We start from the raw sequence: 14580 nt of genomic DNA, 5'->3' as shown, positions 1-14580 counted from the left end.
ATTGAGAGACGCATCGAAAACAGCATGACGATTCTAAACCTTGAGCGCTCCGGGCAGTCTCCAGTACCATCAGAGGACGCGAACGCGGCGAAGCGGGGGTTCATGACGCAGGAAAGATTGGATTCTGGAACAGCGGCAATCGATCTCGCGAGCTATCGTCATCCCCGGCCCTTCAGCTATCTTGTGAAACGCGGCCTGTGGGCATGCTTCCAGCTTCCTTTCTGGTCGGCGACGCCTCGCGCACTGACGAAATTTCGCATCGCGCTGTTACGGCTCTTCGGGGCAAAGATCGGCCGCAATTGCCGCGTCAACTGTGGCGTAAGAGTGTGGGAGCCCTGGAATCTTGTCATGGGCGACTATGCTGTGCTGGGAGATTCGGTTGAGGTGTACAACCTTGCGCCGATTGATATCGGCTCCAACTCCGTCATCTCGCAAAGAACCTATCTCTGTTCGGCAACCCATGACTACACGGACACCAGCTTTCCTCTGTATTCCAAGCCAATCCGCATCGGATCGAGCGTCTGGGTTGCCGCAGGGGCATTCGTGGGCCCCGGCGTGACCCTGGGCGATGGAGCCGTGATTGGCGCCTTCTCCGTGGTCACCAGAGACATGCCGGAGTGGATGGTGTGTGCCGGCAATCCATGCCGCCCGATCAAACCTCGTGAGCTGAGGACGAAGATGGAATAGCCGGACGATTTATGCTCAACAATTCATGCGCATTATGTTCAATAATTTATGCGCAACATCTGGCGTGAAAAACGTCTGCCGGCTGGCGGATTGCATCTAATTTCAAATGCTTGGCCTAAAATAAGGCGAGCACCGAGTCGCTTGCACTATTAGCAGGCACGATACCGGTCATGTTTTGCATGCAAACATAACAAAATAGGAGTGGTGAAGCTTGAAGAAAGCCCTGATTACGGGAATTACAGGACAGGATGGTGCTTATCTTGCGGAGTTTTTGCTGAAGAAGGGATATGAGGTCCACGGCATTAAACGGCGGACGTCCCTGATCAATACCAATCGCATCGATCATCTCTATACGGATCCGCATGAGGAGTCGAAGAGGCTCTTCCTGCACTATGGCGATCTAACGGACTCTTCGAGCCTGATCCACACCGTCGAAAAAGTGCAGCCCGATGAGATCTATAACCTCGCTGCCCAGAGCCACGTGCAGGTGTCTTTTGAAGAGCCTGAGTACACGGCGAACTCGGATGCGCTGGGCACGCTGCGGCTGCTGGAAGCGATGCGAATCCTGAAGCTGGGCGGCAAGACCCGCTTCTACCAGGCGTCTACGTCGGAGTTGTACGGTCTGGTGCAGGAGACGCCGCAGAAGGAGACGACGCCCTTCTATCCGCGCTCTCCCTATGGAGTGGCGAAGCTCTATGCCTACTGGATTACGGTGAATTACCGCGAATCCTATGGCATGTATGCCTGCAACGGCATCCTCTTCAACCACGAGTCGCCGCTGCGGGGTGAGACCTTCGTGACGCGCAAGATTACCCGGGCGATGGCTCGCATCAAGCTGGGGTTGCAGAAGCGCCTCTACCTGGGCAACCTTGACTCGCTGCGCGACTGGGGACATGCCCGCGACTACGTCGAGATGCAGTGGATGATGCTGCAGCAGAAAGAGGCTCGCGATTACGTGATTGCGACCGGAGTTCAGTACAGCGTTCGCGACTTTGTCACGCTGGCTGCGGAGAACCTCGGGATTGCTATAACCTGGCAGGGTTCAGGGGTAGACGAGACGGCCACGGATGACAAGGGGAACGTGATTGTGGCGGTCGATCCGCGCTATTTCCGCCCCGCTGAAGTTTCCACATTGCTTGGCGATGCCTCCAAGGCACACAAGGAACTGGGCTGGGCTCCGAAGATCGAATTCCGCACCCTCGTCAAAGAGATGGTGACGGAAGATCTCAAGTCCGCCGAGCGGGATGCGCTCGTCCGCAAGCACGGTTACGCAGCCTTCGAGCAGCACGAATCGTAAACGATCCGTCACTTCGCGGGTTCCTGAGTAGAGCGGCCTTTCCTAAGGAAAGCCGCTCTACCGGAATAGAAATCAGCGATCCGCGAAATGCCAGACGGAGCCCTAAAGGAGCAGGGAGTTGGAAAAGAATAGCCGAATCTATGTTGCCGGACACCGAGGTCTGGTTGGCTCCGCGATTTGTCGCGCGCTTGAGAGCCAGCACTATCACAACCTGCTATTGCGCACGCACTCTGAACTGGACCTGACCGACGCTGCTGCTGTGCAGGAATTCTTTGCGAGCGAACAGCCGAAGTATGTCTTTCTCGCGGCTGCCAAGGTCGGCGGCATTCTGGCCAATGATACGTATCCGGCGGACTTCATTCGTGAAAATCTGCTGATCCAGACAAACGTAATCGATGCCAGTTATCGCGTGGGTGTGGAGCGTCTGCTCTTTCTCGGGTCGAGCTGCATCTATCCCAAGATGTGCCCGCAACCCATGAAGGAAGAGCACCTGTTGACCGGGCCGCTGGAACCAACAAATCGCCCTTATGCGCTTGCCAAGATCGCGGGGATTGAGATGTGCTGGGCCTACAACCGTCAGTATGGCACCCGGTATCTCGCTGCCATGCCCACCAATCTCTATGGGCCGGGAGACAACTTCGACCTGAAGAACTCGCATGTGCTGCCGGCTCTCATCCGCAAGGTAGTGGAGGCCAAGGCGCACGGTGCAGAGAGCATCACCGTCTGGGGAACGGGCACTCCGCGGCGCGAGATGCTCTATAGCGAGGATCTGGGCGAGGCTTGTGTCTTCCTGATGAACCTTTCGGACGATGTATACGGAAGCTTGCTCAAGGAAGACGAGCCGCCGCTCATCAACATTGGCACCGGAGAAGACCTGACCATCCGCGAACTGGCCGAACTGGTCTGCAAGGTTTTCGAATATAACGGAAGGCTGGAATTCGACAGCTCGCGCCCCGATGGAACTCCGCGCAAACTGATGGATAGCGGCCGCATCCACAAGCTCGGCTGGCATGCCAGGACGAGCCTCGAAGATGGAATCCGGCGCACCTACGAGTCGGCCAGGCTGCAACTGGTGTCGATGTAAATTACCGTTGCGCCTATATGGAACCCCTCAAGCGTCGCCTTCCTTAGCGGAATGGCGGCGCGGGGATTCTACTCAAAACTAGACAGACTGCGGCATTGTCCGGGAAGCATCCACGATCCCTTCGAGCGTCTGCATTAGAGATGCCGAGACCGTGTGGATGTCAAAATACCTCTGGAAGCAGGGAAGGCAGCGACTGCGCATCTCCAGCCGCTCGGTCTCTGAGAGCCGGCTCCACAGCGTCAGCGCTTTTTCTACGCCGGAGCGCGTATCGGTGGTCACGAACCCGGCCTGACTGGACTCGACCTCGCGCCATATATTGACCTGATCCGATAGCAGGACCGGCAGGCCGCATGCCAGGGCCTCGGCAACCACAATGCCGAAGTTCTCCTGGTGCGAGGGCAGGGCGAAGACCTCGGAGGCCGCCAGCGCACCCCACTTCAACTCTCCCTGCAACATTCCCGTCCAGGTCACGCGATCCTGAATCTGGAGCTGGCTGGCAAGCTGCTGGAGCGTTGGGCCCCATCCATCGAGATCGGGACCTGCCATAACAAGCTGCCATGACGGGTCCGCAGCCAACGTCGAGCTGAAGGCTTCGAGCAGGAGATCGCAGGCCTTTTTGGGATGCAGACGGCCCATGAAAATCAAGAGGCGCTTCTCGCGAAGCTGCGGAAAGCGGTTCAAAAACGCCTCTCGCGCCGCCGGAAGAGGAAAGGGAGACTGCTTTGTGCCCAATCCCACGACCAGCTCATGCGCCTTATAAAGGAAGAACGACTGGCGAGCCAGCACCTTCTCTTCCTCGCAGGTGAACATGACTGCCTTGGCATCGCGCAGCAGGCGGTATTCGCTCCAGGGCCAGAACAACCACTTCTTCAGGTGCTTGAGCGGAAACCGCCGTTTGAAATAGGGATCGAGCATACCGTGGGTAAAGGCGGTATAGGGCGTCGCCTGACCATGTAGTGCGCGCCACGAGGCAAAAGTGTGATATTGCCACAGGCCATGCACCAGCACGATGTCGTACTCGTGATGATGCTCGCGGAGCCATGGATAGAATGCGCTGGAATACGCATACTTGGTGCGCGATGGCCCCAGTGTATGCACGCGCACCGGAAAGGCGAGCGCATCCGCGAAGCCCGGGGGATCGAGGGTGGCTACTTCGACCTGGTGACCAGACTTCGTCCAGTCCTCAGAAAGCATTCGAACGCTCTCCAGGACGCCACCCAGGCCCACAGCTACCGAGCTGATAATTTGCAGCACGCGCATGCGGAATCCTGGGGGCTATGGTTGCTGGAGACGATATGCGCCGACCGCGGTAGCGAAATTCAACGCGGCAGGAACCACGATATTCACACTAGCCTTGAGCGCGCTTCCAGGAACATAGAGGATATCGTCGCTGTTGAGCGTAAAGTCCGGGGCCTTGCCGCGAAGTATTGCTTCGACGTCGATGACACGCACCTTCCGAGTTCCTTCCTCGGTCCTCAGCAGGACGGTCTTCTTTGCCGACGAGGCGGGCTTTACACCGCCAGCCAGTGCGATCGCCTGGGATACCGTGGTATGCCGCGATGCGCAGAGGGGAAAGGAGCCCGGCTTCACCAGGTTTCCACCCAGGTAGACAACGCCGCACTTGCCGACCAGCACCGTCTGTCCAGCCTGAAGATAGACGCGGGTGGCGGGATTCTCCTGAAAAGTCGGGTCCCAGACGACGCGCTGAATCTGGTTCGCTTCCGGGCCGGTGACCTCGATAACATGCGCGGCCAGGTCCGTCGGTCCCCCTGCGCGAGTCAGCACATCGATCAACCGATGTTTGCCGCTGACCGGATAAATCCCAGGCGATCGTACCTCGCCTGCCACGGTCACTCCGTTGGCCGCCTGCTGCACGGTTACCAGGACATTGGGGAATTGCAGGTAATTGCGGGTCTTGAATTCATTGGCGAGTGCCGCGGCGGCCTCTGTCGAGGTCAGTCCGGCAATATGAAACACGCTAAGAAGCGGAACCGGGATGTCGCCGGATTGGGACACCTGTGCCTTCACCGAGAGCTCCGGAGCATCGTATACCTGCACTTCCACGGTATCTCCCGGCAGGATTGGGCCGTCTCCCAGCCCCGCTGGAACACCAAATGATCCCAGAGGAGCCACCGCAGTGGGATTCTGGGGGGCTGAGGTGACAGATGGAGCTGCTGCAGGTGCGGCGGATCCGCCGACAGCCTGTGCCAGGCTCTTAGGCGAACTCGCGGACAGCACCATCATCGTCGCCGTGAGCGAGCAGAGGACGCTGAACTTGAAACGATCTCCCCACGTGCGCGCGGTTGCCGCGCTCTTCGCAGGCCACACCGGTTGAGGAGTATAGCTGAGGGAGATAGATGGTTTCACAGGCAACATGATTGAGAGAATAACACTTCCAGGGGACGGGGATGGCTGCGTCACCAGCACGTCTCGAGGACGCGCAGATGCAGGCAGCGAAGCCCTTTTGAGGGCCTACATCGGAGGGGAGAATGAGCTAGCCCGGCGTCCGGGCTAGCTCGTGCAGTCTAGTGGAATCGAAAGTAAGCGCCGCCACTGATCTGGTACGGCGAATACGTGATGCTTCCATTAATAACCGGGGGCTTCTTTTCGCCTGGGCGGAACACATTTCCGGTACCGACGTTCCAGTCCTGGTATTGAAAGTCGACGATACGCAGCCCGAACCTACGCTTCAAACGATAATCGACACCGCCGCCAAACTCATATGCCCTGCCGCTCCTGCTGCTGATGCCGGCTAATGCTTCTTCGGTCCGGTTCTTGCTATAAGAGATGCTTGCATACCCAATATGAAAATCGGCGTAGGGGCGGAAGCGCCGGAATCGGAAATGCCATTCCGGTCCGAACAGGTAGGTGTTTTCACCCACGATGCCGCCTGGCACAATGCTGATGCGTGCGGCGACTGCAGGCTGGCCTAAGTGCAGATTGCCGAACCGGTAATCTGCACCGAACGTACCTCCATAGGTATAAGGTTGATCGTAGTCGGGGTGGTTGGCCGTGAACATACCAAAGACGTTCGCCTGGTTACCGCCACCTCGCGCTGCGGCCGTAACCTGACCGATCGCGTGAATGGTCCCCATAGTAAAGAGAAACAGGAGTACGAACATCGGCATTTTAGAGACAAGTCGCATGTTTAGTCGCCCATCATCAATGTTGGATTTTGCGGTTCGCTAACCGTGCTGTACTGATTCGAGACACTTTCCAGGCACGAATATCGTCAACTCAAAGTCATAAATGCCCTTCACCTTGGAACCTGTTGTCCCGATAGTAACCTAGTGCCAAGGAGAATTTTGGAAGGATCCCCGATCACCTGGCCAATTTCCAGTGGGGGTACCTAATCTGCAATCCGATACGACGGAGACTAAATTAAGGCTGTTTGGGGACACCAGGCAGGCATTTATGCCGGCTCGGTAACCCAAGTGGTTAGGAACACGGAACGATTCCGGAAATCTGGGCCCAATCCTTGTATTGCGACTGGGGATCGATAACTACAAATACTACAGATTTGGAACCGGTTGAATGCCCCAAATTGGTTACTGAGCCCCGGTTACTTAACCAAGAGTGTATGTCAAAACGTTATCGAAGTCTAAACATTTCAACGTACGCCCGATTCAGGTTTGCGCTGTCAGTTTCCCTTATAGAAGTTAAATGAAGATGAAATGGATCGGAATTGCAGCTTTTCAGTATCCTCGCCGCAGGGCCGAATCCGCTGGTTTATAATTTCTTACGCACCCTAATATAGATGCGAAAGATTCCTGCGGTGTTGGTTAGTTCCGGTCATTTGTTCGAACAACTTAAGACACTCAGGCAAAGGTTTTACCCACACAATGATTCGCTTTCTCCAAAGAGACAGTCGCCTGATCAAGGGCATATTCATAGTCATTATCGGCCTGGCCGTGATTACGATGGTCATCACCTTGGTCCCTGGTATCTTCCAGGACTCCTCGGGTGCAGCAGATACCTACGCCACCGTGCATAGTGGCGGTCTGTTCGGCCGCGTCTTCGGGCCCTCCACTGAGATCACCAATGCCCAGGTACAACAGGCGGCTTCGCGGCAATTGCAGCAGCAGCGCCTGCCCGATTTCGTGCTGCCTTTCATGATTCAGCGCGTAGGTCAGGGGCTGATCCAGCAGGCAGTCATGCTGTTGGAGGCGGATCGTCTCGGTTTGAAGGTTACGGACGAGGATGTCCGTCAATTCCTGCACACCGGTCAGTTTGGAATGGTCCTGTTTCCCAATGGCCAGTACATCGGGGATGACAAGTATGCAGCGCTCATCCAGGACAACTTTGGCATATCGCGCGAAGATTTTGAGAAGCAGCTGAAGAAGGAAATCCAGATGAACCGCCTGCGGGCGATGGTGACTGGCAGCGCCACCGTCTCCGACGGTGAGGTTCGCGACGCCTACCGTCAGCAGGGAACCAAGATCAAGTTCGCCTATGCCGTGCTGAATGGCGATGACCTGCGCAAGCAGATCAACCCCAGCGACAGCGAACTGCAGGCATTCTTCAAGCAGAACGCCGCGAAGTATGCCAATGCCGTTCCGGAAGCCCGTAAACTGCAGTACGTCGCCTTTGGCGAGGGGCAGGTTCCCGGCGGAACGCCGCAGGTGAGCGCAGCGGAGATTCAGCAGTACTACAACCAGCACAAGACTGAATTTGACGTACCCGAGCAGGTAAAGGTCCGCCATATTCTTATCAAGACGCCCCCTGGAGCGGATGCGGCAGCAAACTCCGCGGCCCTGCAGAAGGCTCAGGCGATCCTCAAGCAGATCAAGGCAGGGGCGAACTTTGCGGATCTCGCCAGGAAGAACTCCGACGATCCGGGCAGCAAGGAGCAGGGCGGCGAGCTCGGCTTCCTGAAGCGCGGAGCTACTGTTCCCGAGTTCGACAAAGTTGCTTTTTCGTTGAGCGCAGGGCAGACGTCGGACGTGGTAAAGACTCAGTTCGGCTACCACATCCTGCAGGTGGAAGAGAAGCAGACCGCTCATACTCGGACGCTGGATGAGGTTCGTCCGATGATCGAGGCGACTCTCACGCGTCAGAAGGAAGCGCAGTTGCAGCAGAATCTGGCCTCGCAACTGGCCACCGAAGCACAAAAGAATGGCCTGCAGAAGACTGCGGACGCGCATCATCTTCCGCTGGTAACGACAGACTATCTGGAGCAGACTGCGGTCATCCCCGGGCTGGCTGATGGATCGAAGATGCTGACACAGGCATTTGGCGTGAAGTCGGGAGCGGCTCCGCAAGTGGCCACAACCGGCGAAGGCTATGGAATCTTCCAGGTTACAGCGGTCAGGACTGCTCACGCGCCAACTTTCGACGAGTACAAGGCGCACATCCTCGAAGATTATCGGGACCAGAATCTGCCCCAGTTGCTGGCCAGCAAAACCACGGCGCTGGCAGAAAAGGCCCACACTGAAAACGATCTGGAAAAGGCAGCCAAGGAGCTGGGCGCAACTGTAAAGACCAGCGACCTGGTGGGGCAGGATGCGCAGGTTCCCGAAATAGGGCAGCTTGCATCGGCCGCCCCTGCGCTCTTCAAGTTGCAGCCGGGCGCGATCAGCACCCCCATCAATACGGGACGTGCAGGCATCGTGGCAAAGATCATCGACCGCGAGGAGCCGACGGCGGACGAGATTGCGAAGAACTTCCCGCAGACCCGGGACTCTCTTCTCGATCAGAGGCGTGAAGAAATGTTCGCGGTCTTTGTGACGACGCTTCAGGAAAAGTATCAAAAAGAGGGACGAATCCGGTTAGCAAAGAAGGCGCCTAACGCGGCGTTGCCGGGTTCCCCCAGCTAGAAGTCCTAAGCAGCAGATACAGCAGCACACACTCGGGCTCGCGATTTGGAATCTTTCTCCGTCGCGGGCCTTTTCCTTTTGACCCATGTGCGGAACAATACCCCCATGCCCTTTGAGCGCTCTTCCGGACTTCTGCTGCACATTACTTCTCTGCCTTCCTACGGTGGTATCGGTGACATGGGGCCTGCGGCCTATGCCTTTGCCGATTTTCTTGCTGCGTCCAAACAGCGATTGTGGCAGGTGCTTCCGCTGGGGCCGACGGGCTTTGGGAATTCGCCGTATGCCACCCTCTCCGCTTTTGCCGGCAATCCGTTGTTGATCAGTCTGGAGCATCTTTCCGATTGGGGCTGGATTGCGGGAGAACGGCTGGCAGGGATGCGCGGGCGTTCTGGAGAGGTGGATTTTCACGATGTGGAGCGGACCAAATTACCTCTGCTCGACGAGGCTGCTCGCAACTTCCTCACGCACAAGAAATCCGAACAGTGGAAGCGCTTCGAGCAATATTGCCGGGACAATCAGGATTGGCTGGACGATTACGTTCTCTACGCTGTGCTGGCAAGGAAGTTAGGGACCAATAGCTGGAAGGCATGGCCTGAGGAGTATGCGCAGCGGCATCCGGAGGCACTCGAAAAGCTGCGGAAGGACGCAGCCGAGGAACTGACGGTGCTGCGGATTATCCAGTTTGCTTTCGACGAGCAATGGTCTGCCTTACGCGACTACGCACTCAAACGGGGAGTGAGATTCATCGGCGATGTTGCCATCTTCGTGAACTACGACAGCGTGGATGTTTGGACCAACCGCGATATCTTCGAGCTCGACAAGGATGGCTGGCCGATACGCGTCTCCGGTGTGCCGCCGGATTACTTCAGCAAGACAGGGCAGCGCTGGGGCAATCCGTTGTATCGCTGGGACGTTCTGGAGAAGCGCGGATTTGACTGGTGGGTGAGCCGCATTCGTCGTGCGCACTCGCTCTATGACGTGATTCGCCTGGACCACTTCCGCGGCTTTGAGGCATATTGGGCCATTCCGGCGGCGGAGGAGACGGCAGTCCATGGAGAATGGGTTCCGGCTCCCGGCGAGGCGCTGTTTGCGCGGCTGCGCGAAGCTCTCGGGGATCTGCCTTTTATCGCCGAAGACCTGGGCTTGATTACGCCGGAGGTAGAGCGCCTTCGCGAGCAGTTCGGAATGCCGGGTATGCGCATTCTTCAATTCGGCTTCGGAAACAAGGGCGCGCATAATTATCTTCCGCACAAATACGTAACAAATACGGTTGCATATACAGGAACGCATGACAATGACACCTCGCGCGGCTGGTGGGAGTCCTTGACGAATGAAGAAGAGAAGGCTGCGGCCATCGCATATCTCACTCCCGGAGACGACGGGCCCGTATGGTCGATGATTCGCGCCATCTCTACGTCCGTCGCGGATATCTGCCTGATCCCGGTGCAGGATGTTCTCGATCTGGGATCCGATGCGCGCATGAATACGCCATCCAGAGCTGATGCGAACTGGTGCTGGCGATGCCCCGAGGGCGTTCTGACGGAGTCGCTCGCAACGCGGCTTGCGGCGCTTACCGAGGTCTCGGACCGGGACGCTGCTTCCAGCGAAGCACTGAAGGAAGACAGCCACTAAGGTGTGCTGACGAGTAGCGCGACAGGGAAGTGCGCGAAGACGCTGCTCAGGCGCAGAGTATGATCCTTGTCTGCGCTGAAGGTCTCGCCGGTAAGTACATTGGTGTACTCGTTCGCGGCACCATCGGGCAGAGCGAGGGCCGCTTTTCCCCAGGCGCCTCCCAACGGCATCTGCACTTTGCCGTTCATCATGGAGCAGGCAAAGCGGGGGACGACGGCGATCACGCTCTTCCCGGTTTCGCTGCTGCTTCTGAGGAAGGATATGGTGTGCTCGGCGTACTTCGGTTCCGTGACGGAAATCGCAACATAGGTTCCTCGCTGAAAGATCGCAGGCTCCTGCTGCCGTAACGCGAGCGCGCGCTGCATCGTCCAGAGCTTGATTCGCCCATCGGGCAAGGTTCGCAGCAGTTCCTCGCACACGTGGAGTGCACCCTGTTCGCGAGCCATCTGATCGAGCGAATCCAGGTAGCGGTTTCGCAGGTCGTAGTCAACGGGCCTGCGGTTATCCGGATCGACCAGCGATAACTCCCAGAGCTCATTTCCCTGGTAGAAGTCAGGAACTCCGGGAGACGCAATCTTGAGCACGATCTGGGCCAGGGAGTTGATGGCGCCGAAGATCTGCAGCACCGGCAGGATCGAAGCCAGCGACTCGACGAATCGTGTCTCGCTGCGTCGGCCGGAGGGTACGAGGATGTCGTGCAGGAATCCCTGTACCGCCTCGACATAGGCGGGATCCGGATTGATCCAGCTTAGATTGACTTTGGCTTCACTCAGCGCCTTCGTGGCATACTCCTGCAAGCGGCTCAAGAAGTTGCTGCGATGTTCGGGAGTTGTCATCTGCCAGGGCCAGCTTCCCGCGATGGTCTGGTAGAGCATGTATTCTTCGTTGGCATCAGGCGCCACGCGCCCATCTTCAAGCGTGCGCTTATAGCGCGCGTTCATTCGCTGCCAGCGGCGTACCATTGACGACCACTGTATGGGAAGTTCGGAGAGCACATTCAGCCGGGCGCGCACATCCTCGCTTCGCTTGGTGTCGTGGGTGGAGGTGGGGAGCATCGAATCGGGGGAGTTCTCCAGGCGCTCACGGTTGCTGGAGTGGAAGGTGTCTACCGGGATACCGAAGACTTTTATCGAGCCTCCTACCTCGTTTGCGGAGAGGAAGCGGTTGTAGACATAAAACGCGGTATCCTCCACGCCCTTGGCCATCACCGGCCCGGTAAGCTGCTGGAACTTGAGAGCGAAGTAAAGCTGGCGATCCTCGACCCGCTCCTGCTGCGGCGTGCTGTTGAATCCTCGCAACAGCAAGGTCTCTCGCAGAAAGTCAAAGGCGGAGGCATCGATGCTGGCATTGCGGCGCTTTGCGCGGCTGATGGCGTAGTGGATGAATGCGCGATCACGATCCGTGTACTGGCCGCGGTCGTCGATGTAGGTGCGATAGACAGGGAAGCAGGCGATGGTTTCGCGGATGACGATTTCAAGAATGTTGTCGGTGAAGTCGCGGGCGCGGCGATCTGTCGATGCGAGCCGGCTGAGCAGGTTGGTCAGCACGTAAACCTCGCTGGCAAGCGCGGTTTGCATCACCTGCAATTTTGAGCGATAGATGATTTCATCGGGACGTCGCGTCTCCCCCAGAATGCGGGTATACGTTTCGTTGAAGGCGCGCTCGTTCCTGGATTGGATGAAGACTTCATTGACGAGGAAGATAAAGTCGTAACCCGTGGTTCCACTTACCGGCCACTCGCGCGGAATGTATTCGCGCGGTTCGAGAATCTTTTCGACGACGACATAGAGAGGCCCGCGACTGCGTGTCCAGTCATAGCCGCGCAGTGCTTCGCGAATCGAGAGCTCGATGCCATTGGGCGCGGTTGGTTCGCTGGCGGATTCGCCGGCGCACTGGCTGGCAACATAGAGCAACTGCAGCCGGATAAGGTACTGGCGCGGGTTGAACATGCCATCGCAGTGATCGATGCGGAGTCCCATGACCTGATGCTGCGCCAGCAGCTTCCGCACCAGGCAGTGAGTTTCGGCGAAGACCACCGGGTTCTCCATGCGCAGGCCGACGAGGTCATTGATGTCAAAAAAACGGCGGTAGTTAATCTCCTCTGCGGAGACCCGCCAGAAGGCAAGCCTGTAGGGCTGCGCCTCCAGCAGGGTATGCAGCCGGTCGAAGCTTCGTGGATCGTTTTCCACTCCGTTGATCTCTTCGATCGTGCGGAGAACGATGGGCTTGATCTCAGGAGATTGCAAAGCTTCTCTGAGCCGGGGATTCAACTCGGCGAGCTGCTTGCGGCGTTGTGCGGCGAGCGTGGGATCGGCCGTGTCATGCGGAGGAATATGCTGCAGATCCTTGAGTAGATCGCGAAAGGACTGCGTCAAAGGGGAGTCGGCCTCCTCCGAAGCAGGAAATATCAGTGGCAGAGTGCGCGGCGAAAGCGGAATGGTCTGGTTGAAGTAGTGGACCTGGATGCGTCCGTCGTCGAGGCCAAGCTGGATGCGCTTACTTTCGAGCTCCTCTCCATATTGCCGGCCAAGGATGGGGAGAAGCAGCTTGCCCTGCATGTCGGGTTTGAGAGGTGTCCAGTCGATATCGAAGTATTCGGCATACTGCGAGGATCGCCCATTCTCCAACACGTCGCGCCACCAGTGGGAATCATTTCCGACGCCCATGTGGTTGGGAACGATGTCGAGCAGCAGGCCCATGCCGGCTTGCTGCAGCGATGCGGAGAGACGCGCGAAGCCCTCGTCGCCGCCGAGTTCGGGATTCAGGCGATCATGCCGCGTGATGTCGTAGCCATGCAAGCTGCCGGGGCGTGCCTCAAAGATTGGTGAAGCGTAAAGAGCGCTGATGCCCAGCCGCTTCAGATAACCAACCAGGGCCTCTGCATGCCGGAAGGTGAAGCCAGCATTCATCTGCAGTCGGTAGGTGGATAAGGGCGCGTGAACCTGGCTGGCGACAACCTGATCGATGCAATCTCTCATTCGCACATCTTTCCCGCTCATTGCGTGTTTGGGTTGCTCTCCGGAGGCCTGGGCGACCAGGGCTGGGGGAACGGAGACGAGGCGCCCTGTTTCCCTCGTTAGGATGCAGAAAGCGAGAACCATGTTCTTCTTGCGTGGCTGCCGGGGCGCCCGTTCGTGGGTGGACCTTTACGAATCGGCGCGGACGCCTGAGAATGGCTACATAGATACTTAAAATCTCGGGGGCAAGATGCCACTTTCCGGTGAAGCAATTCGTTTGATGAATTATGTCGATGACGTAACGACCACGTTGCGTCGGATCCTCGCGCTGGCGCCAACCCTTACTCCAGAAGAGCGCAAGCGGCTCAGCGAGTACCTGAAGAACACCGACCCCAGCGTTGACAAGGTTGTTGCCGTACTGGACTCGAAGTAGACCGTGAGCAACCTTAAAACGATCTCGGTAATTGGAGCCGGTCCTTTGGGCCGGAGGCTCGCGTGGCTCTCTTCCCGGGCGGGGTTTCGAACCATTCTGGAAGACGTAATGCCGTGGAATATGCGTCAGGCCGTAGCTCACCTGGAGCAGCTCCAGTCAAGGGACGGTGGCACGGCAACGGCCAGTGCAGGTTCCGGTTCGCTGGAGTTTGCCACCACGCTCGATGGTGCGGTTCGCACTGCCGACCTGGTGATCGATTGCGTTCCTGACGAACTGGAGTCGAAGCTCGAGATCTTCAGCCTGCTGGACCGCATGGCGCCTCCGCATACGATCTTCGGAACGCCGACGGTCGCGCTCAGTATCGGGGACCTTGCCTCCTGCACCTACAGGCCGGATCAATGCGTCGCTTTCCAGCTCAAGGCGGTTTTTCTTGGCGAGGCGGAGTTGCCGGAATCGATTGAGATTGTCCAGACAACCAGGACGCGGCCCGACGTGGTCGCGACTGTGCAGGCGTTCTGGGCAGCCCTGGGCCATCGAACGACGGTCCGCACGGACGAGTGGAGAGAGCTTTCGCCCGCGCCCCAGCCCACGAAACAATAACTTCCAGGTAGACCCGGCTGTGGGGAAACAGAACTGCAGGGAACCAGGAGCGGCGTTTTCGCGTAGATCCGTAC

The 14580-nt window shown here is 57.8% G+C and carries 11 protein-coding genes; 7 read left to right on the top strand and 4 right to left on the bottom strand.

The features are described 5' to 3' along the window. Window positions 1-24 precede the first annotated feature (24 nt). The 3 genes from VM554_04790 to VM554_04780 all read left to right on the top strand — a co-directional run bounded on the left by VM554_04790 (window position 25) and on the right by VM554_04780 (window position 3068). Entirely contained in the window at window positions 25-687 is a 663-nt protein-coding gene (locus VM554_04790; GenBank protein ID HVJ07676.1) for a WcaF family extracellular polysaccharide biosynthesis acetyltransferase, read from the top strand. A gap of 211 nt (window positions 688-898) precedes the next feature. Then, the gene (gmd, locus tag VM554_04785) at window positions 899-1984 is read left to right on the top strand and encodes a GDP-mannose 4,6-dehydratase (protein HVJ07675.1); all 1086 of its coding nucleotides are present in this window, start codon (window positions 899-901) and stop codon (window positions 1982-1984) included. Between the two features lie 118 nt (window positions 1985-2102). Continuing rightward, complete coding sequence (locus VM554_04780; GenBank protein HVJ07674.1) at window positions 2103-3068, top strand: GDP-L-fucose synthase; 966 nt, start codon at window positions 2103-2105, stop codon at window positions 3066-3068. Between the two features lie 78 nt (window positions 3069-3146). Here the strand turns inward: VM554_04780 and VM554_04775 are convergent, their stop codons facing one another. The 3 genes from VM554_04775 to VM554_04765 all read right to left on the bottom strand — a co-directional run bounded on the left by VM554_04775 (window position 3147) and on the right by VM554_04765 (window position 6214). Next, complete coding sequence (locus VM554_04775; protein HVJ07673.1) at window positions 3147-4328, bottom strand: glycosyltransferase; 1182 nt, start codon at window positions 4326-4328, stop codon at window positions 3147-3149. A 15-nt stretch (window positions 4329-4343) separates the two neighbouring features. Next, window positions 4344-5435: an SLBB domain-containing protein gene (locus VM554_04770; GenBank protein ID HVJ07672.1), complete on the bottom strand. Its 1092-nt coding sequence runs from the start codon at window positions 5433-5435 to the stop codon at window positions 4344-4346. 158 nt (window positions 5436-5593) lie between these two features. Continuing rightward, window positions 5594-6214 carry a hypothetical protein gene (locus VM554_04765; GenBank protein HVJ07671.1) on the bottom strand — a complete coding sequence of 207 codons (621 nt, stop codon included), beginning with the start codon at window positions 6212-6214 and terminating at the stop codon, window positions 5594-5596. Window positions 6215-6910: 696 nt separating this feature from the next. On the opposite strand from VM554_04765, the gene VM554_04760 reads away from it, so the two are divergent. Next, window positions 6911-8884, top strand: coding sequence for a peptidyl-prolyl cis-trans isomerase (locus VM554_04760; GenBank protein HVJ07670.1), 1974 nt, complete (start codon window positions 6911-6913; stop codon window positions 8882-8884). Between the two features lie 105 nt (window positions 8885-8989). Next, a complete protein-coding gene (gene malQ, locus VM554_04755; protein ID HVJ07669.1) occupies window positions 8990-10516 on the top strand; it encodes a 4-alpha-glucanotransferase in 1527 nt (508 codons plus the stop codon). On the opposite strand, the gene treY is transcribed toward malQ, so the two are convergent. After that, window positions 10513-13494 carry a malto-oligosyltrehalose synthase gene (gene treY, locus VM554_04750; GenBank protein ID HVJ07668.1) on the bottom strand — a complete coding sequence of 994 codons (2982 nt, stop codon included), beginning with the start codon at window positions 13492-13494 and terminating at the stop codon, window positions 10513-10515. The genes malQ and treY overlap by 4 nt on opposite strands. A gap of 259 nt (window positions 13495-13753) precedes the next feature. Here treY and VM554_04745 point away from each other — a divergent pair, with 259 nt between their 5' ends. Together VM554_04745 and VM554_04740 are read left to right on the top strand one after the other, a co-directional pair. Further along, complete coding sequence (locus VM554_04745) at window positions 13754-13906, top strand: hypothetical protein (GenBank protein ID HVJ07667.1); 153 nt, start codon at window positions 13754-13756, stop codon at window positions 13904-13906. Window positions 13907-13909: 3 nt separating this feature from the next. Further along, entirely contained in the window at window positions 13910-14506 is a 597-nt protein-coding gene (locus VM554_04740) for a 3-hydroxyacyl-CoA dehydrogenase NAD-binding domain-containing protein (GenBank protein ID HVJ07666.1), read from the top strand. Window positions 14507-14580: the final 74 nt, after the last annotated feature.

Source organism: Acidisarcina sp., assembly GCA_035539175.1.
Classification (GTDB): domain Bacteria; phylum Acidobacteriota; class Terriglobia; order Terriglobales; family Acidobacteriaceae; genus JANXZS01.
This window is presented reverse-complemented; position numbering and strand designations above follow the sequence as displayed.

Coding starts and splice junctions, on each gene's coding strand:
- malQ (HVJ07669.1), top strand. CDS start 8,990: ATGCCCTTTGAGCGCTCTTCCGGACTTCTGCTGCACATTACTTCTCTG.
- VM554_04760 (HVJ07670.1), top strand. CDS start 6,911: ATGATTCGCTTTCTCCAAAGAGACAGTCGCCTGATCAAGGGCATATTC.
- VM554_04745 (HVJ07667.1), top strand. CDS start 13,754: ATGAATTATGTCGATGACGTAACGACCACGTTGCGTCGGATCCTCGCG.
- VM554_04775 (HVJ07673.1), bottom strand. CDS start 4,328: ATGCGCGTGCTGCAAATTATCAGCTCGGTAGCTGTGGGCCTGGGTGGC.
- treY (HVJ07668.1), bottom strand. CDS start 13,494: ATGAGAGATTGCATCGATCAGGTTGTCGCCAGCCAGGTTCACGCGCCC.
- VM554_04765 (HVJ07671.1), bottom strand. CDS start 6,214: ATGCGACTTGTCTCTAAAATGCCGATGTTCGTACTCCTGTTTCTCTTT.
- VM554_04790 (HVJ07676.1), top strand. CDS start 25: ATGACGATTCTAAACCTTGAGCGCTCCGGGCAGTCTCCAGTACCATCA.